Here is a 20074-nt window from a genome sequence, read left to right on the forward strand (position 1 = left end):
GATGACGGCGCGGCGAACAGCAGCGCGGGACTCCCGGACGCTGTCGTTGTACGACGGTCTCAACGAAGGGCGTGGATGATGGCGACGGACGGCGCAGCGGTTATGGCGGATGGGCTATCCGCCCCGGCCAAGCCTTATCTGTGGAAGCGCCACGCGCTGACCACCCGCATCACGCACTGGATCACGGTGCTGTCGATGGCCTTCCTGCTCACCTCGGGGCTCAACATCTTCAATGCCCATCCGGCGCTCTACTGGGGCAGCTACGGCGCTGATTCCGACGACAACAAGCGCTGGCTCGAGATCGGCAGCACCGGTCAGCAGGGCATCACCCGCATCGGGCCGGTCAAGCTGGACACCACCGGCGTGCTCGGCCTGTCGAACGACAAGCGGGGCCAGGCGCAGGCGATCGGTTTCCCCGGCTGGGCGACCTTCCCGAGCTACCGCGACCTCGGGACGGCGCGCAACTGGCACTTCTTCTTCGCCTGGGTCTTCATCCTCAACGGGCTGGTCTATCTGGCAGCCGGACTGTGGTCGGGGCATTTGAAGCGCGACCTGCTGCCCCGGCTGTCCGAGCTCAGCCCGCGCAACATCCTCCACGACATCTGGCTGCATCTGCGGCTCAAATTCCCGCGTGGCGAGGATGCCAAGCGCTATCACATCCTGCAAAAAGCGGCGTACGGCGGTACGGTGTTCATCCTGCTGCCGCTCATGGTCGCCTCGGGCCTCAGCCTGTCGCCGGGCATCGGGGCGAGCTGGACCTGGCTGATCGACCTGCTCGGTGGCCGCCAGAGCGCGCGCTCGATCCACTTCATCACCATGGCGCTGCTCGTCGGCTTCGTCATCGTCCATGTCGCGATGGTTTTGCTGGCCGGGCCGTTCAACGAGATCCGCTCGATGATCACCGGCAAGTTCCGCATCGATCCGGTGAAGCCATGAGCATGATCAACCGCCGTAGTCTGATGACCGTCGGCAGCGGGCTGCTGCTGGCGGGTTGCGACAAGCTCGTCCAGTCGCCCGGGCTGGTCAGCGTCGTCCAATCGGCGGAGCAGGCGACCTATCGCTGGCAGCGGCTGATCGGCCGCGACGCACTCGCCAAGGAGTTCACCAAGGCCGACCTCAGCCCCGACTTCAAGGTCAACGGCACTCGCGAGCCGCGGGAAGACGCCTATCAGGCGCTGGCGGCCAATGGGTTCGCCGATTGGAAGCTCAGGATCGACGGGCTGGTCGACCGGCCGACCGACGTCTCGCTGGCCGAGTTGCGTCGCTTGCCGGCGCGGACCCAGATAACCCGGCACGACTGCGTCGAGGGCTGGAGCGCGATCGGCGAATGGTCGGGGCCGCAGCTCGGAACATTGCTCAAGACGGTGGGGTTGAAGCCCAATGCCCGCTACATCGTCTTCCACTGCGCCGACAATTACGGCGGCGAGCAGTCCAAGGGCGGCGCCCAGTCGTCAGGCATCTATTACGAGAGTATCGACCTCGTCGACGCCTTCCACCCCCAGACCATCGTGGCTTTGAGCATGAACGGCGGCCCGTTGAGCGTCGGTCACGGCGCGCCCGCGCGGATGCGGATCGAGCGCCAGCTCGGCTACAAGCAGGCCAAATACGTCATGCGGATCGAGGCGGTGAACAGCTTCAAGGGCCTCGAACTCGGCCGCGGCGGCTATTGGGAGGACCGTGGCTATGAATGGTACGCGGGGATATGACGTCTAGGTGACGGAGGTCTGGGCCAGGTTGATGATTGCGGCGCAGGCGGGCGACAAGGCCGCCTATCGCCTGCTGCTCGACGAGGTCCAGGTCTGGCTGACGCGTTACTACCGCCACCGGCTGCCGCCCGACCGGGTCGACGATGCGGTGCAGGACGCGCTGGTCGCGGTTCACACCAAGCGCCACACCTGGGATCCGTCGCGACCGTTCGGACCGTGGTTGGCTGGCGTGGCACGCTACAAATGGATCGACGCGCTGCGTAACCTCAAGGCGACGCGGACCGAAGAGCTACCCGAGACGCTCGGCGTAGGCGACAGCGGCGACGCGGTGGTCAGCGCCAATGTGCTGGCGCGGCTGATGCAATCGCTCAAGCCGGCGCAGGCCGACGCCATCCGGCTGGTCAAGCTGGAGGGACGCACGGTCGAAGAAACCGCGGCACTGACCGGGCAGAGTGCCTCGCTGGTCAAGGTCAACATTCACCGGGGCATGGCGCGACTGATGAAGCTTGTCGAAGGATCTGGCGATGCCGGCTGACCGGATGCCCAGCGAACTGACCATCGACCGGCTGGTCGCCGGCCTCGCCCCCGTGCGCCCGGCGCGGCCGTGGCGCGGCGTGTTGGCGCTGCTGGTCGTGGCGGCGGTTGAGCTGGCGCTGGTCATCGGTATGACGCCGCCGCGCAACGACATGGAAATGGCGATGGCCGGGCCGATGCTGTGGTGGAAGATCGCCAGCAGCCTGATGCTGGCGGTCGCCGGCACGCTGGCGCTGGCGGCGACACTGGTGCCCGATGCGCCGCGCAAGGCCGGGGTACGCTGGATGCTCGGCGCGGCGGGGATCGCATTAATCACCGGGATTGCGGTGACCGACCATCAGGCACTGCCCGCCGCGATGGCCGACACGATGAGCTGGCGCGAGGGGTTGGCCTGTATCGCGGTGGTCGAAGCCTATGCGCTGCCGATGCTGCTGGCGATGCTGCTGGTGGCGCGCCGGGCCGCCCCCGCCTGGCCGCGCGCTACGGCGATCGCGGCGGGCGTGGCCAGTGCCGGCTGGGGCGCGGTCGCCTTTGCGTGGCGCTGCCCGCACGATTCCGCGATGTACGTGCTGGTCTGGTACGGGCTGGCGGTGGTGATCGGCGCCGGGTTGGCGCTGCTGGTGCTGCCGCGCTTCCTACGCTGGTAGGACCCGCCCAGCCACCGCGTCGAGCTTCGCCAGCAACGCCGGGTCACGCGCCTCGGGAGCGGTGATCAGCGCGAAATCGAGGCAGGTATCGATCGGCGACGGCGCGCGCTCGGCGGGCAGCGACTGGGCCAGCGCCACCACCAGCGCCCGCGCCCGGGCGGCATTGTCGTGCATGACCTTGAGGATGTTCCCGACCTCTACCGGCGCCTCGTCCACCCGCCAGCAGTCGTAGTCGGTGACCATGCCGACCAGCGCGTACGGCAGCTCCGCCTCGCGCGCGAGCTTGGCCTCCGGCATCGCGGTCATGCCGATGACGCTGCAGCCCCAACTGCGGTACAGCTCGCTCTCCGCCCGCGTCGAGAATTGCGGCCCCTCCATCGCCAAATAAGTGCCGCCGCGCGTCGCCTCCCCCGCTGCATCCGCGACCAGTGCCGACAGCCGCGGGCATACTGGATCGGCCATCGAGACATGCGCCACCATGCCCGTGCCGAAAAAGCTCTTGGCCCTCGCGAAGGTCCGGTCGACGAACTGGTCGACCACCACAAACCGCCCCGGCGCCAGCTCCTCGCGCAACGAGCCAACGGCGGAGATCGCCACGATGTCGGTGCAGCCCGCACGCTTCAGCACGTCGATGTTCGCCCTGTTGTTGAGCTCGCTCGGCGACACCCGGTGCCCGCGCCCATGCCGCGGCAGGAACGCCAACTCAACCGTGCCGATCCGCCCGCACAGCAAAGCGTCCGACGGCTTCCCCCAAGGCGAGGCCACCGTCCGCCACTCCGCCCCCTCCAGCGCATCGATGGCGTACAGCCCCGAGCCGCCGATGATCCCGATCTTCCAGCCCGCCATGCGCTCTCCTTTACAGCCCCGCTTTGACACGAACCCGCCACCGGGTGAAATACCGCCATGCCAGCCAGCCTCGACGCCCAGCTCGAAGACTCCGCCAATGATCCGGAGCTGATCACCGCGGCGCTGGCGCTCAACGCCAACGACCTGCCCAAGGCGGAAGCCATCCTCCGCGCCCGGCTCAAGCGCGACCCGCTGGAGGTCGCCGCGATCCGCATGCTGGCCGAGGTCGCCGGGCGGATCGGCCGCTATGCCGACGCCGAGAAGCTGTTGCGCCGCGCCCTCGACCTCGCACCCGGCTTCGACGCCGCTCGCCATAACCTGGTCGTCGCGCTGCACCGCCAGAACAAGTCGGCCGAGGCCCTGACCCACCTCGACGACTTGATGAGCCGCGACGCGAATGCGCCCGGCTACCGCATCCTTCGCGCCGCGATCCTCGTCCGCCTCGGCGATTATCCCCAGGCGCTGTTGGTCTATGCCGCAGTCCTCGCCGATCATCCGCTCCAGCCCGCCAGCTGGATGAGCTATGGACACGCGCTGAAAACCGTCGGGCGCCAGACCGACAGTATCGCCGCCTATCGCCGCGCCATCGCCATCGAGCCGACCCTCGGCGAAGCGTGGTGGAGCCTCGCCAACCTCAAGACCGTGTCGTTCGACGCCGCCGACATTGCCGCCATGCAGGCCGCGCTGGCGACGCCCGACGTCGCCGATGCCGATTGCTATCACCTCGATTTCGCTCTCGGCAAGGCGCTGGAGGACCGCGCCGAGTATCCCGCCTCGTTCGCGCACTACGCCGCCGGCAACGCCCTGCGCCGTACCGAACTCGACTACGACGCCGACGAGACCAGTGCCAATGTCGAGCGTAGCCGCGCGCTCTACACCGCCGGGTTCTTCGCTGCCCGCGCCGGCCAGGGCTGTCCCGACCCCGACCCGATCTTCGTCGTCGGCCTGCCGCGCTCCGGCTCGACGCTGATCGAGCAGATCCTGTCGAGCCATAGCCGCGTCGAGGGCACCACCGAGCTCCCCGACTTGCTGGCCCTCGCCCGCCGCCTCGGCGCTCGCGACGCTGCCGAGACCGGCGACCGTTTCGCCGACCGCGTCGCCGCCCTCGATCCCGACGAGCTTCGCGCCCTCGGCCAGGAATACCTTGACCTGACCCGCCCGCAGCGCCGCAGCGAGCGCCCGTTGTTCATCGACAAGATGCCTAACAACTTCATCCACGCCGGGCTGATCCACCTGATTCTGCCGAACGCAAAGATCATCGACGCCCGCCGTCATCCGCTCGGCTGCTGCTTCTCGGGGTTCAAGCAGCATTTCGCGCGCGGCCAGTCGTTCAGCTACGATCTTGGCGACATCGGCCGCTACTGGGCAGACTATGCCAAGCTGATGGCGCATTTCGACGAGGTGCTTCCGGGCCGCATCCACCGGGTCCATTACGAGCAACTCGTCGCCGAGCCGGAGGCCGAGATCCGCCGCCTGCTCGACTATTGCGGCCTGGAATTCGAGCCCGGCGTCCTCGACTTCCACCGCACCGAGCGCGCCGTCCGCACCGCCAGCTCAGAACAGGTGCGCCAGCCACTGTACGCCTCGGCTGTGGATCATTGGCAACACTATGCGGAATGGTTGACGCCGCTGGTCGAAACTCTCGGCCCGCTACTGGACAAGTATCCGATCGTGTCGCAGCCTGAAGATACAGATCTGGCGAAATAGCCGGGCAGGAGTTTCGGGGACGGAAACGGCGACGTTTCAAAGGGGACATATCTTGTCGGATCATGGGCTTGTGCGCGCTTCGCGATTGCTGGCCCGCCCTTGGGGGACCCGCGGCATCCGAAACCTGCTGTGGCTGACCAGCGCACTGGCGTTTCCGGTCGCGCTCCAGGCCCAAAGCCAGGCACCCGTCGTCACCGCCGCCGCTGAAACGCCCGGTCAGCTCGACGACATCGTCGTTACCGCGCGCAAGACCAGCGAAAGCCTGCAGAACGTCCCGATGTCGGTCCAGGCGCTGGGCAATTCCAAGCTCGACCAGCTGCAGGTCAAGGGCTTCGACGACTACGTCCGCTACTTGCCGTCGGTTACCTACCAGACCAGCGGGCCGGGCAGCGCCAAGGTCTATTTCCGCGGCGTGTCGTCGGGCGAGAACGCCAACCACTCGACCTCGCAGCCGACCGTCGGCGTCTATCTCGACGAGCAGCCGATCACCACCATCTCGGGCGCGCTCGACATCCATCTGTACGACATCGCTCGTGTCGAGGCGCTGGCGGGTCCGCAGGGCACGCTGTACGGCTCCTCCAGCGAGGCTGGCACGATCCGCATCATCACCAACAAGCCCGATCCGACCAAGATCGCCGCAGGCGTCGACCTCGAGGTCAACAAGGTCACCGATGGCGGCTTCGGCTATGTCGGCGAGGGCTTCATCAACATGCCGCTGACCGACAAGGTCGCGGTGCGCGCCGTCGGCTGGTACGACAAGGACGCGGGCTTCATCGACAATGTGCTGGCGACGCGGACCTTCGCCGTGTCGGGCATCACCCAGACCACCGCGCCGTTCGTCAAGAAGAACTATAACGACGTCAAGACCTATGGCGGCCGCATCGCACTAGGTATCGAGCTAGACGACGATTGGACGATTACCCCCAGCATCATGGGCCAGAAGCAGGACGCCAACGGCTTCTTCGGCGAGGAATCGGGACGCGCCAAAAAGCGCCAAGTCGCGCAGTACAACCCCGAGTTCAACCACGACGACTGGTACCAGGCGGCGCTGACCATCGAGGGCAAGATCGGCGACTGGTCGCTGACCTATGCCGGCGCCTATATGAAGCGCAAGGTCCACAACGAGGCGGATTATTCCGACTATTCATACTTTTACGACGCGTTGTACGGCTCAGGCGCCTACATCACCGACAACGCCGGCAACGTCATCAGCCCGAACCAACGCACTGTGTCGCGGCCGCGCTTCACCAAGCAGAGCCACGAGCTGCGGATCAGCTCGCCCAGCGATAACCGGCTGCGCTTCATCGGTGGGCTGTTCTTCGAGCGCCAGGTCAACAACATCGAAGAGAATTACATCATCGCCAACATCGCCGATGACATCACCGTGCCGGGCACCGATAGCGACATCTGGTTCACCAAGCAGACCCGCATCGACCGTGACTATGCCGCCTTTGGCGAGTTGAGCTTCGACATCCTGCCCAAGCTGACGCTGACCGCCGGCGCGCGCGTCTATCACTACAAGAACTCGCTCGAGGGCTTCTTCGGCTATGCCGCCGGCTACAGCAGCAAGACCGGCGTCGCGGCGTGCTTTGCCCCCGCCGATGTCAAGGGCGCGCCGTGTACCAACGTCGACAAGACGACCAGCGACACCGGCTGGATTCCGAAGGTCAATCTAACCTACCACGTCACCGACGACGCTTTGGTCTACGGCACCTTCTCGCGCGGCTTCCGGCCCGGCGGTGTCAACCGGCGTGGCACCTTGCCACCCTATGGTGCAGATGAGCTCGACAATTACGAGTTTGGTTTCAAGACCAGCTGGCTCGACAATCACTTACGCTTCAATGGCGCGGTCTATCAGCTGAAATGGTCGAACGTGCAGCTGTCGTTCCTCGGTCCCAACGGCCTGTCGGAGGTCCGCAACGCCGGCGACGCCCGCATCCGCGGCTTCGAGTTCGACACCAGCCTCATCCCGATCGACGGCCTGACCCTCACCGCCGGCGGCAGCTTCAACGACACCAAGCTGCTCAAGAACTTCTGCAAGTTCGCCAACCCCGCGTTCGATTGCACCCTGCCTGGTCCGGGCGGCGAGCCCAACAGCCTGCTCGCGCCAGTCGGCAACCGCCTGCCCGATACTGCCAAGTTCAAGGCGAACGTCATCGCTCGGTACGAGTTCAGCATCCGCGATGGTCTTGACGCGCATCTGCAGGGCGCGGTTGTCCGCGAGGGCATGCGCATCGGCGACATCCGTTATGGCGGCGATCCCGGCACCGACATTCGCGCCATCGTCGGCGACATCCCCGCCTATACCACCGCCGACCTCAGTTTTGGCGTGAAGTCCGGGCTATGGACCGCCGAGATCTACGGCACCAACATCTTCGACGTGAACGGCAAGACGTCGCGGTCGGTCCAGTGCGGCGAAACCACTTGCGGCGACCCCGGCCATGACACTGCTGGCGGCGGCGTCTTCTACACCTTCCTGATCCGCCCGCGCACCGTCGGCCTCAAGCTCGGGAGGCGCTTCTAGGTCGCGAACGAATGCGGAACACTGGATGGCCGCGGGCGTTGAACCGCGACTATCCACCCGCATTCCGGAGACTCATCATGGCCGACAACGAAGTCGAGAACCCCAAGACCCACCCGACCTCGAACGCGGTCAAGGATCCGTCCGACTGGACCACCGGCGACCAGCCGATGACCGGCGCGCAGGCCTCCTACCTCAAGACCCTGAGCGAGGAGGCCCATGAGGATTTCGACCCCGAACTCAGCAAGGCCGACGCTTCGATCCGCATTGACGAGCTGCAGAATGAAACCGGCCGGGGCAAGTAGATCCTGCCCTTTGACTAAAACGTCGTTAAGCCACCGGGTCCGCCCGGTGGCTTTTAGTCTGGCTGACCGGCGGCCCGGATATCGGCTTCCGCGATCCAGCGCTCCAGCGTTGCATCGGGCAGTCCCCGTGCCGCCAGCGTTCGCCACGTCCGCGCGGCGCTGCGTGCATCGCCGGTTTCCAGTTCCGCCAACCCGAGGAAGAAGTCGGGCTGCGGACTGGCATGCTCGAGTGACTGGGCCCTGGCAAATGCCAATCGTGATGCCTCGCCCGCCGCGCCCTGATGCATCGCCAGCGCGTTGCCCAGCCCGATCCACAGGTCGAATTGATCCGGATGGTCGGCCAGCACGCCCTGAAGCCCACGGACCGCAGTATCGCTGGCATCCTCGCGCAGCATCGCGTCGCTAAACGTCAGCCAAGCCCCGGCCTCGCCAAAGCGCACCAGCCGGGTCTGCCGCGCCGTCTCAAACGCCGAATGCCAGTCGCGATCGAACGTCTGGCCGTCCTCCACCGCGGCAGGCAGGTCGGGCCGGCCGGTTGCAGCATAGCCTCCAAGCGCGGTCGTCAGGGCCATGGCGACTGCCACCAAGCTGCGTCGCTCCGCAAATCGGCCGCGCAACAGCAGCAGGGTCAGCACTGCCGCCATACCGAGCGTAACGAGCCAGACCGTCACCGCCGCGCCAGGCCTACGACTGCGCCGACAGCAGCGAGCCACAGCCCCGCAGGCAACAGTGCGCCCAGTGGGGACCAGTCGATCCGCAGCTCATAGGTCTCCAGCCGCACTTGTGCCAGGCCCAAGCCGAAGCGCGCCCGATCATCGACCGACAGCGCCCCTGCACCGTCCCGCCGGACCGGCGCCATGCGTTCTATCAGTCTGTCGCCCTGCCGCACATCGACCAGCGCGCGCACTCCAACCCAATCCGCGCCGGTGACGATCTCCCGCGCCACCATTGCAAAATTCAGTCCGGCGATCTTCGCCGCCGTTGTCCCGCCGGTCGACGTCATGCCGCCGCTCAATCCGGCGATCACCAGCACGAAGGCTAGGCCGGTCGATCCAAAGGCCCAAGGCAGGGACCTGCTCATGGTAACTGCCAGACCCGCTGCTCCACCCAGGACTGCGAGTCCGATCCAGGTCTCTGCTGCCAACGCTGCCAAAGCTGCTGCGCCGGTGGCGGACCACGCCCAGTCGCGCGCCGCCTCTCGCCGCCCGACCAGCCAACTCACGATGGACAGTCCAACCGCGACCGCTGCCACTGCGATCAACACGGTGCCGACCGCCGCGCTGCGGTCGACACCGCCGAGGCTGCTGCCGTGAGTTGGCACCGGCGTCAGTCTCGCAAAGGGTTCGATCCCGCCAAGCAGCCATGCCGTCGCCAGCAACGACGCCAAGCCGCACCAGCCGATCAGCCGGTCGCGCCCGGCACCATGCGCCAGTGCCAGCCCCGCACCCGACCAGCCCAGCAGTGCAGTCGCCACGATCGCAAAGCCGCCGCCACCAAGAACCGCGGCTGCCAACCGGTCGATTGCCGACATCCGGGCGTGGCTGACCGCGGCGACCGCAGCCACCGACAAATCGCCATTGATGAACATCGAGCCGAGGCACAGGGCGATCCACAGCCACAGCCAGCCATTGGCCAACGCCGCCGCGACAGTCAGGTCGCCGATCCGCGCGCTTGGAATTAGCCCGGCTACCGTCTGGAGCAGAGCGCACCCCGCCGCCAGCCACAGCAGCGCGTGCCCGATCTCGGCGATCACTCGACCTTGCCCGAGACCTTGTGCAGCGTGCCCGCGATTTCAGGCGGCATGTATTTCTCGTCGTGCTTGGCGAGGATGGTATCGGCGACGAAGGTACCGCGATCGTCGAAGCGACCCTCGGCGATGACGCCTTGCCCTTCGCGGAACAGGTCGGGCACGATGCCGGTATAGCGTACCGGCACGGTCCGCGCGTTGTCGGTCACCCGGAACGCGACCGTCGCCTCGCCGGCATGGGCTACCGAACCGCGCAACACCAGGCCGCCCAGCCGGATCGCCTCGCCGGCTGCCGGCGGGCGCGTCGCGACATCGGACGGCGCATAGAAATACGTTGCCCGGCTGCCCAGCGCTGACAGACCGAGGGCGCCGGCTCCACCAAGGGCGACCAAAGCCCCGAGCAGCAAGGTCAGTCGCTGATGTTTGGCCTTCACCGGCTGCGATCCCGCAGCTTGTCGGCCGCCCGCTCGGCAACGCGCATCTGCCACCAGCTGACGGCCAACAGCACGATAAGACCGGCGATGGTCAGTACATAGGCCGGTACGATATAATCGAGGTGCGTCACGCGTGCGCCTCCGCCAGTCTTTGCCGGCGCGCTGCGACCCGTTGCCCGGCGAGCGCGGCGCGCATCCGCATCAGCACGATGGCGGCGAACAACAGGCTGAAACCTCCAAGCGACAGGAACAATGGCAACAGCATCGAGCCGTCGATCGCCGATTTGGTCAGGGTGATACTGGGGCCCTGGTGCAGGGTGTTCCACCACTCCACCGAATATTTGATGATCGGCAGATTGATCGTGCCGACCAGGCTGAGGATCGAAGCGCCCTTTGCATCGGGCCGGTCGCGCTCTGCGGAGCTCAGTGCCAAGTAGCCGATGTACAGGAACAGCAGCACCAGCATCGAGGTCAGTCGCGCATCCCAGACCCAGTAGGTGCCCCAGGTCGGCTTGCCCCACAGCGAACCCGAGACCAGGCAGATCGCGGTGAACAGCGCCCCGACCGGTGCGATGGCGCGTGCCGCCACGCCTGCCAACGGGTGCCGCCAGACCAGCACCGCCGCGCTCGACACCGCCAAGGCGAGGTAGCCACCTGAACCGAGCCAGGCGGCGGGGACATGGACGTACATGATGCGGACACTGTCGCCCTGCTGATAATCCGGCGGCGAATCAAACAGCCCGATGTAAAGCCCCGCGATCGTCAACAGCAGGCCAGGGATCGCCACCAGAGGCGTGGCGATGCGGGCGATACGCAGGAACCGGGCGGGATTGGCGAAACGGTGCATGTTCTCCCGCTTGTTAGCAGGTTCGACCGGGCCGTGCAGCGGGCGATTTGCCGCCAGCTACTTTTTACACGCAACCTTGTTGATATTGCCCTTCTTCGAGCAGTCGTAGTGGATGGTCTTGCCGGTCGAGGTCTTGGCCTCGACTAGGTTGGGGTTGGGCGCTTTCACGGTCTTGGGCGCGGCGGTCTTTGCCGCCAGGGGAAGTGGCGGCTCCGCTGCGATGGCGGCAGTGCCCAGCGTCGCGGCGAGCAGGATAAGCAGCTTCATCGTCGTCCCCCAAATAGCGTCGGGAGGGAGACTGGCCCAGTCCGGGCTATCCGTCCATCCCGCCGCGCAGGGCGGCGCCGCTGGCAAACGGTGCGGCAGCGACAAGGACCAGGCTGGATGCAGCCAACAGCTTGAGCGCGCTCATGCTGTCACTGGAGTTCAGCCCGACACCGAAGATCAGGATCGGCAATGCAAGGGGCAGCACGATCAGCCCGGCAAGTGCTCCACCGCCGCGCAGACCCGAAGTCAGGCTGGCGGCGATCAGCGCCAGCGCGGCGAGTCCCGGGGTGCCGAGCAGCAGGCCGAGCGCGACGCGGCCGATTGCAGCGGACTCCATGCCCAGCAGGACGCCGGCGATCGGCAGCGCGATCAGCAGCGGCGCGGTGAAGCCGAGCCAATGCGCGATCAGCCGGGCGGCGGTCGCGGTTTCCAGGGCGATACCGCGGGTGACCAGCTGGTCGAAGGTCCCGTCGGCGCGGTCGCCGGCAACCAGGGTCTCGACGGGGAGCAAGGCGGCGAGCAGGGCGGCGACCCAGACGATGCCGCTGGCGATGCGGCCGAGCAGCTTGGCGTCGGGGCCGACGGCGAAGGGGAACAGGGCGGCGACGAGGACGAAGAAGATCATCGGGACGACGACGCCGGAAGGGCGGAGCCAGAGCAGCGCAAGGTCGCGGCGGATCAGCGCGAGGATCATGACAAGACCAGCCGGGCCGGGGCGTCGAGGCCGATGTCGCCGTGGGTGGCGACGATGACGGCACCGCCGGTCGAGCGATGAATATGGACTGCCTGGGCGAGGCGGTGGAGGGAGGCGGTGTCCAATCCGACGGCGGGTTCGTCGAGGAGCCAGAGGCGGGCGGCGGAGGCGTGGACGCGGGCGAGGGCGGCGCGGCGGCGTTGGCCGCTGGACAGGATTTCGACCGGAAGATCGGCGAGCGGGGCAAGGTCGAAGGCGGCGAGCGCGGAGTCGACGGAATCGGGGCCCTGGTTGTCCAGACTCGCCCAATACAGGAGCTCGGACCGGAGACTGCGGCCAGCTTTCAGGGTCGCCTCGGCCCCCAGCCAGGCGCAGGTGAAGCCGTTTGCCAGGATTCCGCCGGCGGGCGCGAGCAGTCCGGCGAGGATGCGGAGCAGGCTGGACTTGCCGGCGCCGTTGCGGCCCTCGACCTGCAGCGCCTCGCCGGGACGAACGTGAATCGAGACGCCGGAAAACACCGTGCGCCCGCCGCGGACGCAGGCAAGGTCGGTGGCGATCAGTTCGGCGTCGGCGGCTGGCACGTCGCAGCTTCTAGGTCGCTTCGCCGCAATTGCGAAGCTATTCCGATTGTCTGCCCGGCCTGCTAAAGCCGGGGGATGCCCGCACAACGCAAGGTTCCGACCGGTCTCCGGCTCGCGCTCGACTATGGTCCGCTGCTGCTGTTCTTTGCGGCGAGCAAGCTGTCCACGATCTTCGTCGCGACGGGCGTGTTCATGGCTGCGGTGGTCGTCGCCATCGCGGTGTCGCGCTGGCGCACCGGGGTGGTCTCCCCGATGCTGTGGTTCACCGGGATCGTCGTGCTGGTTGCCGGCGGAGCGACGCTGTACCTGGGCAACCCGGTGTATCTGCAGATGAAACCGACGATCATCTACGTCATGATGGCGAGCATCCTGCTGTTCGGGCTGGCAACCAAGCGGCCGTTGCTCAAGCTGGTGCTGCACGATGCGTTCCCGGCGGTCGATGCGGAGGGGTGGCGCAAGCTGACGCGCAACTGGGCGCTGCTGTTCATCGCGCTGGCGGTGGCGAACGAGGTGGCGCGGCGCATGCTGACGATGGACCAGTGGGTCGATTTCAAGGTCTGGGGCGTCACCGCGGCGACGTTCCTGTTCGCCATCGCGCAAGCGCCGATCCTGATCCGCCATGCAGAAAAGCCCGAGCCGCCGACGCCGGGCGTCTAGCTGGCCGATAAACGCGGTCATCCCGGCGAAGGCCGGGACCCATTCAGCATGCTATCGGAAAGGATGGTCGGTCGGTTGACCATCGTTGCGAAGGGTTATGCTTGATGGGTCCCGGCCTTCGCCGGGATGACGGTGGGAGGAAGCGAGAGTTTTAGGCAGCAGCTGCGAAGTTTTGCGCCGCGAAGTCCCAGTTGATCAGCGACTTCAGGTACGTCCCGACGAAGGCCGGGCGGGCGTTCTGATAGTCGAGGTAATAGGCGTGCTCCCACAGGTCGAGGACCAGCAGCGGGGTCAGGCCCTCGTGCGCGATCGCGGTGTCGGCATCGTGGGTCGAGATGACCTTCAGTGCGCCCTTGTCGGCGACCAGCCAGGCCCAGCCGCTGGCGAAATGGCCGACAGATTCAGCGGTGAACGCTTCGCCGAATTTCTCGACGCCGCCGAGGTCGCGCTCTAGCGCGGCGGCGAGTTCACCGGTCGGGGCACCGCCGCCGTTCGGCGACAGCGAGTTCCACAGGAAGCTGTGGTTCCACGCCTGACCGGCCTGGTTGAACAGCTTCTGGTTGCCCTCGGCCTTGGCGCCGCGGACCACGTCGATCGGCTCCATCGTCTCGTAGCGGGTGCCGGCGATCAGCTCGTTGGCCTTGTTGACGTACGCCAGGTGATGCTTGTCGTGGTGGAACGACAGGGTGCGCGCCGACATATGCGGCTCGAGGGCGGCCTGGTCGTAGGGCAGGGGGGGCACGATGAAGGTCATGGTCTAGCTCCGGTTTCAGTTCGGGGGATTAACGCGTCGGGGTCACGATCTGCTCCCTACCCCGTCTTCGGGGGAGGCGAGATCTTCCTAGCCCAGCATGTCGTGGCGCTTGAGGGCGTGCCGCAACTGGTCGTAGGTCAACGACAGGGCCGAGGCGGTGGCGCGCTGGTTATGGCGACAGCGGTTCAGCGCGGCGGCAAGGATATCGCGCTCGTGCGCAGCGACGGCGGCGCGCAGGTCGGAACAGTCGAGATGCGCGGTCGACGGCGCGGCGGGTGCGGGCAAGGCGATCGGCTCGGCATCGTTAGCGACCAGCGGAGGCCCGAGGTGCCGCGTCCCCGGTCGCCACGGCGAGTCGAAGGCGTCGAAGACGATCGCGCCGATCGGGCGGTCACCTTCGCCCCAGCGGTACAGCGAGCGCTCAACGACGTTTTTCAGCTCGCGGACGTTGCCGGGCCACGCATAGCCGAGCAGGCTTTCCGCAGCCGCGCGGGTAAAGCCGGGGAAGCCGCTCCAGCCGAGCTCGACGGCCATGCGGCGGGCAAAGTGCTGCGCCAGCAGGTCGATGTCGTCGGGGCGGGCGCGCAGCGGCGGCAGGGTGACGACCTCGAACGACAGCCGGTCGAGCAGGTCGGCGCGAAAGCGGTTGGCGGCGACCAGCGCCGGCAGGTCTTCGTTGGTCGCGCCGACGACGCGGACGTCGACGGTGATGGCGCGGTTCGAGCCCAGGCGGGTCAGCTCGCCGTACTCAACGACGCGGAGCAGGCGCTCCTGTGCCGCCTGGCTCAGCGTCGCGATCTCGTCGAGGAACAGGGTGCCACCATCGGCATCCTCGAACCGCCCGGCGCGGCCGCGCGTCGCCCCGGTGAACGCGCCGGTCTCATAGCCGAACAGCTCGGCATCGATGAGGTTCTCGGGCAAGGCGGCGCAGTTCAGGGTGATCAGCGGGCCGCCCCAGCGCGGCGACAGGCGGTGCAGGCGCTCGGCGATCAGCTCCTTGCCGGTACCACGCTCGCCGATGACCAGCACCGGCCGGTTGAGCGCCGCGGCGGCACTGGCGCGCTCGATCGCGTCGAGGAACAGCGACGACTGGCCGACGAGAGTGGCTGGCGACTGCATGTGCTAATGTTTGGCACAAAATCCCAACTCTCTGCAATAGCCAAGCCGCCGGAAGCGGTATGAAACGGTGTCACCCAGGTAAAATCAATGACTTACATCGGGTGCAAGACTTGGCACGGCTTATGCAAAGCTGTTGGCATAGGGCGACGGAGCATCCCGGACCCCGCACAAAGGAGACTTCCGATGACCAACCTGTCCGCCGCCTTCGCCCGCACCATCATCGGTGTCGCCGGCGCCCTGTTCCTCGCCAGCGGCTTCATCGTCGCGGCGACCGGTCCTGCCGCACTGGCAGCGGCACCCACTTCACAAGTTGCGACGCAGAGTGCCTAATCCGCTGGTACTGCGTCGTCCGGCCGGGACGGTGATCCCTTCCGTCCCGGCCACCATCATTCAGTTTCCAGGAGTAAACCGCATGGGTATTTTTTCCAGGACCCGCGATATCATCGCCGCCAACATGACCGACCTGCTCGACAAGGCCGAGGACCCAGCCAAGATGATCCGCATGATCATCATGGAGATGGAGGAGACCCTGGTCGAAGTCCGGGCGTCGGCGGCGCGTACGATCGCGGACCAGAAGGAAATGCGCCGTGCGGTCGTCCGTGCCGAGGCGGCACAGGCGAGCTGGGCGGAAAAGGCCGAGCTGGCGCTGTCGAAGGGCCGCGAGGACCTGGCGACCGCCGCCCTGGTCGAGAAGTCCAAGGCCAAGGCGTTCGCCGACGCGACGCTGCTCGATGTCCATGCGCTCGACGAGAGCCTGGGCGGCAACGAGACCGACATCGCCAAGCTGGAGACCAAGCTGCGCGAGGCTCGCCAGCGCCAGAACGCGCTGATCGCCCGGATCGAATCGGCCAACCAGCGCTCGAAGATGCGGGCCATGTACAAGGGTCCGCGCATCGAGGACGCGTTCGCCAAGTTCGAGATCATCGAGCGCCGCGCCGACATGGCCGAGGGTCATGCCGATGCGATGTCGCTGGGTGGTCCGGGCCGGACGCTCGACGACGAGTTCGCCGACCTGCGCCAGAACAGCAGCATCGCCGACGAGCTGGCCGCGATGAAGGCCCGCCTCAACAAGTCGGAAGGATAGGGCGATGGACGACGGTTTCTATGCCGTTCTGATCGTCTCGATCCTGTTCGTCGGGCTGCCCTGGCTGTTTCTTCATTATTCGTCGAAGTTCAAGGCCGCCAAGGGCATCTCGACCCAGGACGAGCAGCTGATGGATGACCTCTACAGCACCGCCCGACGCCTCGATGCCCGGCTCGAATCGATCGAGCGCATCATCGCCGCCGAGAACCCGCAGTGGAAGGATCACGCGCTGCCCCACCAGCGCGATGCCCAGCTCACCGACAAACACTCACGCTAAACGCTCAATCAGGAGCAAGCTAATGTCCGCCCGCACCCGCTTTTATCTCGACAAGCGCAACAGCAAGTTCCTCGGCGTCTGCGCCGGCATCGCGGATTACTTCGGTGTCGAGACGATCTGGGTCCGCCTGGGCTTCGTCGCGACGATGTTCTTCCTGTTTCCGCCGGTGTTCTTCATGTATTTCGCGGTGGCCTGGGTTGCCGAGCGCAAGCCCGACGCGCTGTACGGCGAGAGCCCGGACGAGAAGGAGTTCTATACCAAGCTCCGCGTCTCGCCACAGCGCTCGATCCGCGACACCCGCAGCATGTACCGCGACGTCGACCGCCGGCTGCAGGACATCGAGGCCTATGTGACCTCGTCGAACAGCCGCCTGTCGAGCGAGATCGACGCGCTGCGCTAGGGGCTCCGGTTCAAGGAATTATCCGATGCAGACGATCAACGACGACGACAAGACCGTGACCATCGGTGCCGACGGCACGATCAACGTCCACCGCAACCATCATGACAGCTTCGACGGCCTGTCGTTCCTGTTCGCGGCCATTGCCGGGGCTATCGTGGCGCTGCTGGTGATGCGGCTGATCGGGCTCAGGGCGAAGCGCCTTCCGGCCAAGGACGCCAGGGTCGCCGCCGCCGCCAGCGGCCAGCGCGATTTCGAGACCGAGTATCACGCGCTGGCCAAGCGTACCGCGACGCTGGAGCGGATCATCACCGACCCGGCCGTCCGCGTCCACAACGAGATCGAAGCGCTGCGCTAGTCCGCAGGCAACAAGGGAATATTCGAAATGTCGTCCATCGCCTTGCTCATCCCGATCCTGGGAGTGTCGATCCCGATCGTCGCGATCGTCGGCGGGATCGGCAGCAAGATCTTCACCCGCTGGGCGGACCTGAAGGAGAAGCAGCTCGGCATCACCGCCACCATCGCCGGCGAGCAGGCAGCGCAATACGCCGCCAAGATCGAACGGCTGGAGGCGCATGTCGCGGTGCTCAACCGCATCGTCACCGACAAGGGCACCGGCCTGTCGGAAGAAATCGAAGCGTTGCGCACCCCGGCTCCAAAGCTGCCGCTCAACTAGCTCGTAACCCTGCGCGCCGGGCGATCGTGCCGCCGCGCCAGCCTCGGAGATGAACATGGGCGAAGTCATGCCTTTCCTGATGGTGGTCCTGATCGTGCTGATCGTCACCATCGGCCGCACCATCCGCGCCAAGCACGCCCGCGAAGCCAGACTGAGCGACGGTGCAAGCAGCGAAGACACGCTGCGCCTGCGCCACGAAGTCACCCGGCTCAACGAGCGCATCCAGGTGCTCGAGCGGCTCGCTACCGACCCCCGCAAGCGCCTGTCGGACGAGATCGACGCGCTGGGTGGGCCGGACCGTTGAAATCCGGACGCTGAGAGGAGGATGAGATGATACCGACCGATTCCCTGCTGATCCTGTCGACATCGGCGCTGATCGCGCTCGGCATGGTCGCGGCCGCCGGGGCCTGGGGCTGGAAGGGCTGGCTGCAACTGCGCTACCGCCAGCTCGACCTCGCCGGCCCACCGGAGTTGCCCGCGGTCGCAGCGCGCATCGACCTTGCCGACATGAAGGAGCGCATCAAGAAGCTGGAGGCGATCGCCGCCGGGGTCGAGCTCTAGGTCGCCTTCAGGACGTTCTCGGAGAATGAGCGGGCATCGACCTCGGCCCAGTCGAGTTCCTCCTGCAGGCGGTGGTAGACGTCCTCGGCGATCTCGCCGGCCCGGCGCATCTCGAACAGCCGGTCGCGCTGGCCACAGATCATCCTGAGGTTGAGCTTGTCGAACGACGACACGCCCTGCGGATCGTCGGTATGCTCGATGACCTTACCAGCGGCATTGTAGCGAAAGCGCAGCGCGTCGGCGGCCTGGCTGGAATTGCCCTCGATCACCGCCAGCCCGGCCTCGAGCAGCCCCTGCCGCGCCTTGCCGACCTGCTCCGCCAGGCTATCGTCGGGCTCGAGGTCGAGCCAGCGGATCAGCGGTCCCAGCGTCAGGCCCTGCAGGATCAGCGTGCCGGCGACGACGCAGAACGCCGCCAGCACGATCAGGTCGCGCTGCGGGAAGCTGGCGGGCAGGGCGAACGCCGTCGCCAGGGTCAGCAGCCCGCGCATGCCCGACCATGACACGATGATCGCGGCCTTCCACGGCGGCGGGGTCGGCAGCCAGTCGGGCTTGCCACCCGCGGCGATCATGCCCTCGATAACGCGGAAGCCCAGCACCCAGGCGATCCGCACGACGAGCACCACCCCCAGCACCGCCAGGCCGAAACCGACTGCCGGCCAGCGCTCGGCGGGCGCCAGCTTGAGCAGCACGGCGCGCGACTGCAGGCCCATCACCATGAATGCGACGACGTTGAGGACCAGCACCACCGCCGACCACACCGCGGCGGTCTGCAGACGGTCGCGGGCCGGTTGCTCCATCGGCCGGACCTGGGCGACGAAGATGCCGAACGCCACCACCGCCAGCACCGGCGACAGCTTGAGATGGTCGGCGACGAGCCACAGCCCGAAGGTCATGGCGAAGTCGACGAGGCTGGCGCCGAGCGTGCCGGCGAACCAGTGGACCATGCGCAGGTAAAGCCAGCCGACCGCGACGCCCAGCACCAGCCCGCCCGGTGCCGCCAGCGCGAGCATCAGCGGCGTCGCCGCGCCGCCCTGGCTTTGCGCCATCGCCAGCGCCGCGCCAAAGATCAGCAGGGCGCTGGCGTCGTTGAGCAGGCTCTCGCCCTGCAGCACCAGCATGCCGCGCCGGGGCAGGCCGACCTCGCCCAGCACCGCGCCCGCCGCCGCCGCATCCGGCGGTGCGACGATCGCCCCCAGCGCAATCGCGGCGGCCAGCGGCAGCCCCGCCCACAGTATGCCCAGCGTCGCCACCGCCGCCGTGCTCAGCACCACCGCGACCACCGCGAGCGCGACCAGCGGCACCCAGAATTTCTTCAGCGCCCGCGGCGAGGTCTCGTGCGCCGCATGGAACAGCGCGGGGGCGATGAACAGCGCCAGCGCGAGGTGCGGATCGATGGCGATCTCGGGCACGAACGGCAGCGTCGCAAAGCCCATGCCCGCCAGCGCCAGCAGCGTCGGATAGGGCACCTTCACGTGCCGCGCGACGACCAGCAGCAGCAACGCCGCCAGCAGCAGCGCGACAAGGCTTTGGAACATCGGCATCAGCGTTTAACGAGCCGCGGTGCGGAACGGGCCCGGTGCAGCGTGCAACCCATGCAACCCCGGTGCCCGTCGCCGACGTCCGCTGCAACTGTTTCGGCGGCGATCATAGGGTGATAAGGTCGCATCGGCACGACGAGCGAAGGGCAGGCATGACCGCCATTGCAATGAC

The 20074-nt window shown here is 66.9% G+C and carries 28 protein-coding genes; 16 read left to right on the forward strand and 12 right to left on the reverse strand.

The genetic code is table 11. The features are described from left to right. Window positions 1-75 precede the first annotated feature (75 nt). The 4 genes from ACOFKW_RS07350 to ACOFKW_RS07365 are packed head-to-tail and all read left to right on the forward strand — an operon-like array spanning window position 76 to window position 2887. Complete coding sequence (locus ACOFKW_RS07350) at window positions 76-936, forward strand: cytochrome b/b6 domain-containing protein (RefSeq protein WP_419816665.1); 861 nt, start codon at window positions 76-78, stop codon at window positions 934-936. Next, the gene (locus ACOFKW_RS07355) at window positions 933-1706 is read left to right on the forward strand and encodes a molybdopterin-binding protein (RefSeq protein WP_419816666.1); all 774 of its coding nucleotides are present in this window, start codon (window positions 933-935) and stop codon (window positions 1704-1706) included. Before ACOFKW_RS07350 ends, ACOFKW_RS07355 begins: the two co-directional genes overlap by 4 nt. Window positions 1707-1713: 7 nt before the next feature. Beyond that, window positions 1714-2241 carry a sigma-70 family RNA polymerase sigma factor gene (locus ACOFKW_RS07360; protein WP_419816667.1) on the forward strand — a complete coding sequence of 176 codons (528 nt, stop codon included), beginning with the start codon at window positions 1714-1716 and terminating at the stop codon, window positions 2239-2241. Then, on the forward strand, window positions 2231-2887 hold the full coding sequence (locus ACOFKW_RS07365) for an NrsF family protein (RefSeq protein ID WP_419816668.1): 657 nt from the start codon (window positions 2231-2233) through the stop codon (window positions 2885-2887). Before ACOFKW_RS07360 ends, ACOFKW_RS07365 begins: the two co-directional genes overlap by 11 nt. Here ACOFKW_RS07365 and ACOFKW_RS07370 read toward each other — a convergent pair. Further along, window positions 2876-3733, reverse strand: coding sequence for an S-methyl-5'-thioadenosine phosphorylase (locus ACOFKW_RS07370; RefSeq protein WP_419816669.1), 858 nt, complete (start codon window positions 3731-3733; stop codon window positions 2876-2878). The genes ACOFKW_RS07365 and ACOFKW_RS07370 overlap by 12 nt on opposite strands. 57 nt (window positions 3734-3790) lie before the next feature. Here ACOFKW_RS07370 and ACOFKW_RS07375 point away from each other — a divergent pair, with 57 nt between their 5' ends. The 3 genes from ACOFKW_RS07375 to ACOFKW_RS07385 all read left to right on the forward strand — a co-directional run bounded on the left by ACOFKW_RS07375 (window position 3791) and on the right by ACOFKW_RS07385 (window position 8266). Beyond that, entirely contained in the window at window positions 3791-5440 is a 1650-nt protein-coding gene (locus ACOFKW_RS07375; RefSeq protein ID WP_419816670.1) for a sulfotransferase, read from the forward strand. Window positions 5441-5492: 52 nt separating this feature from the next. Further along, window positions 5493-7964 carry a TonB-dependent receptor gene (locus ACOFKW_RS07380; RefSeq protein WP_419816671.1) on the forward strand — a complete coding sequence of 824 codons (2472 nt, stop codon included), beginning with the start codon at window positions 5493-5495 and terminating at the stop codon, window positions 7962-7964. 77 nt (window positions 7965-8041) lie between these two features. Then, on the forward strand, window positions 8042-8266 hold the full coding sequence (locus tag ACOFKW_RS07385; RefSeq protein WP_419816672.1) for a DUF3072 domain-containing protein: 225 nt from the start codon (window positions 8042-8044) through the stop codon (window positions 8264-8266). Window positions 8267-8319: 53 nt separating this feature from the next. Here ACOFKW_RS07385 and ACOFKW_RS07390 read toward each other — a convergent pair whose 3' ends face one another. The 8 genes from ACOFKW_RS07390 to ccmA are packed head-to-tail and all read right to left on the reverse strand — an operon-like array spanning window position 8320 to window position 12836. Beyond that, complete coding sequence (locus tag ACOFKW_RS07390) at window positions 8320-8937, reverse strand: tetratricopeptide repeat protein (RefSeq protein WP_419816673.1); 618 nt, start codon at window positions 8935-8937, stop codon at window positions 8320-8322. After that, the gene (locus ACOFKW_RS07395; protein WP_419816674.1) at window positions 8934-10019 is read right to left on the reverse strand and encodes a hypothetical protein; all 1086 of its coding nucleotides are present in this window, start codon (window positions 10017-10019) and stop codon (window positions 8934-8936) included. The genes ACOFKW_RS07390 and ACOFKW_RS07395 overlap by 4 nt, the downstream gene beginning before the upstream one ends. Beyond that, complete coding sequence (ccmE, locus tag ACOFKW_RS07400; RefSeq protein WP_419816675.1) at window positions 10016-10447, reverse strand: cytochrome c maturation protein CcmE; 432 nt, start codon at window positions 10445-10447, stop codon at window positions 10016-10018. The genes ACOFKW_RS07395 and ccmE overlap by 4 nt, the downstream gene beginning before the upstream one ends. After that, window positions 10444-10578: a heme exporter protein CcmD gene (ccmD, locus tag ACOFKW_RS07405; RefSeq protein ID WP_419816676.1), complete on the reverse strand. Its 135-nt coding sequence runs from the start codon at window positions 10576-10578 to the stop codon at window positions 10444-10446. Before ccmD ends, ccmE begins: the two co-directional genes overlap by 4 nt. After that, window positions 10575-11294, reverse strand: coding sequence for a heme ABC transporter permease (locus ACOFKW_RS07410; protein WP_419816677.1), 720 nt, complete (start codon window positions 11292-11294; stop codon window positions 10575-10577). The genes ccmD and ACOFKW_RS07410 overlap by 4 nt, the downstream gene beginning before the upstream one ends. Before the next feature lie 57 nt (window positions 11295-11351). Beyond that, window positions 11352-11561: a hypothetical protein gene (locus ACOFKW_RS07415; RefSeq protein WP_419816678.1), complete on the reverse strand. Its 210-nt coding sequence runs from the start codon at window positions 11559-11561 to the stop codon at window positions 11352-11354. Between the two features lie 46 nt (window positions 11562-11607). Further along, window positions 11608-12255 carry a heme exporter protein CcmB gene (gene ccmB / locus ACOFKW_RS07420; RefSeq protein WP_419816679.1) on the reverse strand — a complete coding sequence of 216 codons (648 nt, stop codon included), beginning with the start codon at window positions 12253-12255 and terminating at the stop codon, window positions 11608-11610. Continuing rightward, window positions 12252-12836 carry a heme ABC exporter ATP-binding protein CcmA gene (ccmA, locus tag ACOFKW_RS07425; protein WP_419816680.1) on the reverse strand — a complete coding sequence of 195 codons (585 nt, stop codon included), beginning with the start codon at window positions 12834-12836 and terminating at the stop codon, window positions 12252-12254. Before ccmA ends, ccmB begins: the two co-directional genes overlap by 4 nt. 75 nt (window positions 12837-12911) lie before the next feature. On the opposite strand from ccmA, the gene ACOFKW_RS07430 reads away from it, so the two are divergent. Then, window positions 12912-13493: an inner membrane-spanning protein YciB gene (locus ACOFKW_RS07430; protein ID WP_419816681.1), complete on the forward strand. Its 582-nt coding sequence runs from the start codon at window positions 12912-12914 to the stop codon at window positions 13491-13493. A 151-nt stretch (window positions 13494-13644) separates the two neighbouring features. Here ACOFKW_RS07430 and ACOFKW_RS07435 read toward each other — a convergent pair whose 3' ends face one another. After that, window positions 13645-14247 carry a superoxide dismutase gene (locus ACOFKW_RS07435; RefSeq protein ID WP_419816682.1) on the reverse strand — a complete coding sequence of 201 codons (603 nt, stop codon included), beginning with the start codon at window positions 14245-14247 and terminating at the stop codon, window positions 13645-13647. An 87-nt stretch (window positions 14248-14334) separates the two neighbouring features. After that, window positions 14335-15366 (reverse strand): phage shock protein operon transcriptional activator, encoded by a 1032-nt coding sequence (gene pspF, locus ACOFKW_RS07440; protein ID WP_419816683.1) that lies wholly within the window; start codon window positions 15364-15366, stop codon window positions 14335-14337. Between the two features lie 183 nt (window positions 15367-15549). Between pspF and ACOFKW_RS07445 the strand changes: the two genes are divergently transcribed. The 8 genes from ACOFKW_RS07445 to ACOFKW_RS07480 all read left to right on the forward strand — a co-directional run bounded on the left by ACOFKW_RS07445 (window position 15550) and on the right by ACOFKW_RS07480 (window position 18361). Further along, the gene (locus ACOFKW_RS07445) at window positions 15550-15696 is read left to right on the forward strand and encodes a hypothetical protein (protein ID WP_419816684.1); all 147 of its coding nucleotides are present in this window, start codon (window positions 15550-15552) and stop codon (window positions 15694-15696) included. An 82-nt stretch (window positions 15697-15778) separates the two neighbouring features. Continuing rightward, window positions 15779-16450 (forward strand): phage shock protein PspA, encoded by a 672-nt coding sequence (pspA, locus tag ACOFKW_RS07450; RefSeq protein WP_419816685.1) that lies wholly within the window; start codon window positions 15779-15781, stop codon window positions 16448-16450. A 4-nt stretch (window positions 16451-16454) separates the two neighbouring features. After that, on the forward strand, window positions 16455-16727 hold the full coding sequence (gene pspB / locus ACOFKW_RS07455) for an envelope stress response membrane protein PspB (RefSeq protein ID WP_419816686.1): 273 nt from the start codon (window positions 16455-16457) through the stop codon (window positions 16725-16727). Window positions 16728-16749: 22 nt separating this feature from the next. Then, window positions 16750-17127: an envelope stress response membrane protein PspC gene (pspC, locus tag ACOFKW_RS07460; RefSeq protein WP_419816687.1), complete on the forward strand. Its 378-nt coding sequence runs from the start codon at window positions 16750-16752 to the stop codon at window positions 17125-17127. Window positions 17128-17152: 25 nt separating this feature from the next. Beyond that, window positions 17153-17482 (forward strand): hypothetical protein, encoded by a 330-nt coding sequence (locus tag ACOFKW_RS07465; RefSeq protein WP_419816688.1) that lies wholly within the window; start codon window positions 17153-17155, stop codon window positions 17480-17482. 27 nt (window positions 17483-17509) lie between these two features. Continuing rightward, window positions 17510-17800 carry a hypothetical protein gene (locus ACOFKW_RS07470; RefSeq protein ID WP_419816689.1) on the forward strand — a complete coding sequence of 97 codons (291 nt, stop codon included), beginning with the start codon at window positions 17510-17512 and terminating at the stop codon, window positions 17798-17800. A 55-nt stretch (window positions 17801-17855) separates the two neighbouring features. After that, entirely contained in the window at window positions 17856-18104 is a 249-nt protein-coding gene (locus ACOFKW_RS07475; protein ID WP_419816690.1) for a hypothetical protein, read from the forward strand. A 26-nt stretch (window positions 18105-18130) separates the two neighbouring features. Beyond that, entirely contained in the window at window positions 18131-18361 is a 231-nt protein-coding gene (locus ACOFKW_RS07480; protein WP_419816691.1) for a hypothetical protein, read from the forward strand. On the opposite strand, the gene ACOFKW_RS07485 is transcribed toward ACOFKW_RS07480, so the two are convergent. Then, window positions 18358-19905 carry a cation:proton antiporter gene (locus ACOFKW_RS07485; RefSeq protein ID WP_419816692.1) on the reverse strand — a complete coding sequence of 516 codons (1548 nt, stop codon included), beginning with the start codon at window positions 19903-19905 and terminating at the stop codon, window positions 18358-18360. The genes ACOFKW_RS07480 and ACOFKW_RS07485 overlap by 4 nt on opposite strands. Between the last annotated feature and the right edge of the window lie 169 nt (window positions 19906-20074).

The organism is Glacieibacterium sp. (assembly GCF_965200405.1).
In the GTDB taxonomy this organism is placed as follows: domain Bacteria; phylum Pseudomonadota; class Alphaproteobacteria; order Sphingomonadales; family Sphingomonadaceae; genus Glacieibacterium.

Bases quoted from the DNA above. Each gene is read 5' to 3' on its own strand.
- ACOFKW_RS07350 (WP_419816665.1), top strand. From the start codon at position 76: ATGATGGCGACGGACGGCGCAGCGGTTATGGCGGATGGGCTATCCGCC.
- ACOFKW_RS07355 (WP_419816666.1), top strand. From the start codon at position 933: ATGAGCATGATCAACCGCCGTAGTCTGATGACCGTCGGCAGCGGGCTG.
- ACOFKW_RS07365 (WP_419816668.1), top strand. From the start codon at position 2,231: ATGCCGGCTGACCGGATGCCCAGCGAACTGACCATCGACCGGCTGGTC.
- ACOFKW_RS07370 (WP_419816669.1), bottom strand. From the start codon at position 3,733: ATGGCGGGCTGGAAGATCGGGATCATCGGCGGCTCGGGGCTGTACGCC.
- ACOFKW_RS07375 (WP_419816670.1), top strand. From the start codon at position 3,791: ATGCCAGCCAGCCTCGACGCCCAGCTCGAAGACTCCGCCAATGATCCG.
- ACOFKW_RS07385 (WP_419816672.1), top strand. From the start codon at position 8,042: ATGGCCGACAACGAAGTCGAGAACCCCAAGACCCACCCGACCTCGAAC.
- ACOFKW_RS07410 (WP_419816677.1), bottom strand. From the start codon at position 11,294: ATGCACCGTTTCGCCAATCCCGCCCGGTTCCTGCGTATCGCCCGCATC.
- ACOFKW_RS07415 (WP_419816678.1), bottom strand. From the start codon at position 11,561: ATGAAGCTGCTTATCCTGCTCGCCGCGACGCTGGGCACTGCCGCCATC.
- ccmB (WP_419816679.1), bottom strand. From the start codon at position 12,255: ATGATCCTCGCGCTGATCCGCCGCGACCTTGCGCTGCTCTGGCTCCGC.
- ACOFKW_RS07430 (WP_419816681.1), top strand. From the start codon at position 12,912: ATGCCCGCACAACGCAAGGTTCCGACCGGTCTCCGGCTCGCGCTCGAC.
- ACOFKW_RS07435 (WP_419816682.1), bottom strand. From the start codon at position 14,247: ATGACCTTCATCGTGCCCCCCCTGCCCTACGACCAGGCCGCCCTCGAG.
- pspF (WP_419816683.1), bottom strand. From the start codon at position 15,366: ATGCAGTCGCCAGCCACTCTCGTCGGCCAGTCGTCGCTGTTCCTCGAC.
- ACOFKW_RS07445 (WP_419816684.1), top strand. From the start codon at position 15,550: ATGACCAACCTGTCCGCCGCCTTCGCCCGCACCATCATCGGTGTCGCC.
- pspA (WP_419816685.1), top strand. From the start codon at position 15,779: ATGGGTATTTTTTCCAGGACCCGCGATATCATCGCCGCCAACATGACC.
- pspB (WP_419816686.1), top strand. From the start codon at position 16,455: ATGGACGACGGTTTCTATGCCGTTCTGATCGTCTCGATCCTGTTCGTC.
- pspC (WP_419816687.1), top strand. From the start codon at position 16,750: ATGTCCGCCCGCACCCGCTTTTATCTCGACAAGCGCAACAGCAAGTTC.
- ACOFKW_RS07465 (WP_419816688.1), top strand. From the start codon at position 17,153: ATGCAGACGATCAACGACGACGACAAGACCGTGACCATCGGTGCCGAC.
- ACOFKW_RS07470 (WP_419816689.1), top strand. From the start codon at position 17,510: ATGTCGTCCATCGCCTTGCTCATCCCGATCCTGGGAGTGTCGATCCCG.
- ACOFKW_RS07475 (WP_419816690.1), top strand. From the start codon at position 17,856: ATGGGCGAAGTCATGCCTTTCCTGATGGTGGTCCTGATCGTGCTGATC.
- ACOFKW_RS07480 (WP_419816691.1), top strand. From the start codon at position 18,131: ATGATACCGACCGATTCCCTGCTGATCCTGTCGACATCGGCGCTGATC.
- ACOFKW_RS07485 (WP_419816692.1), bottom strand. From the start codon at position 19,905: ATGCCGATGTTCCAAAGCCTTGTCGCGCTGCTGCTGGCGGCGTTGCTG.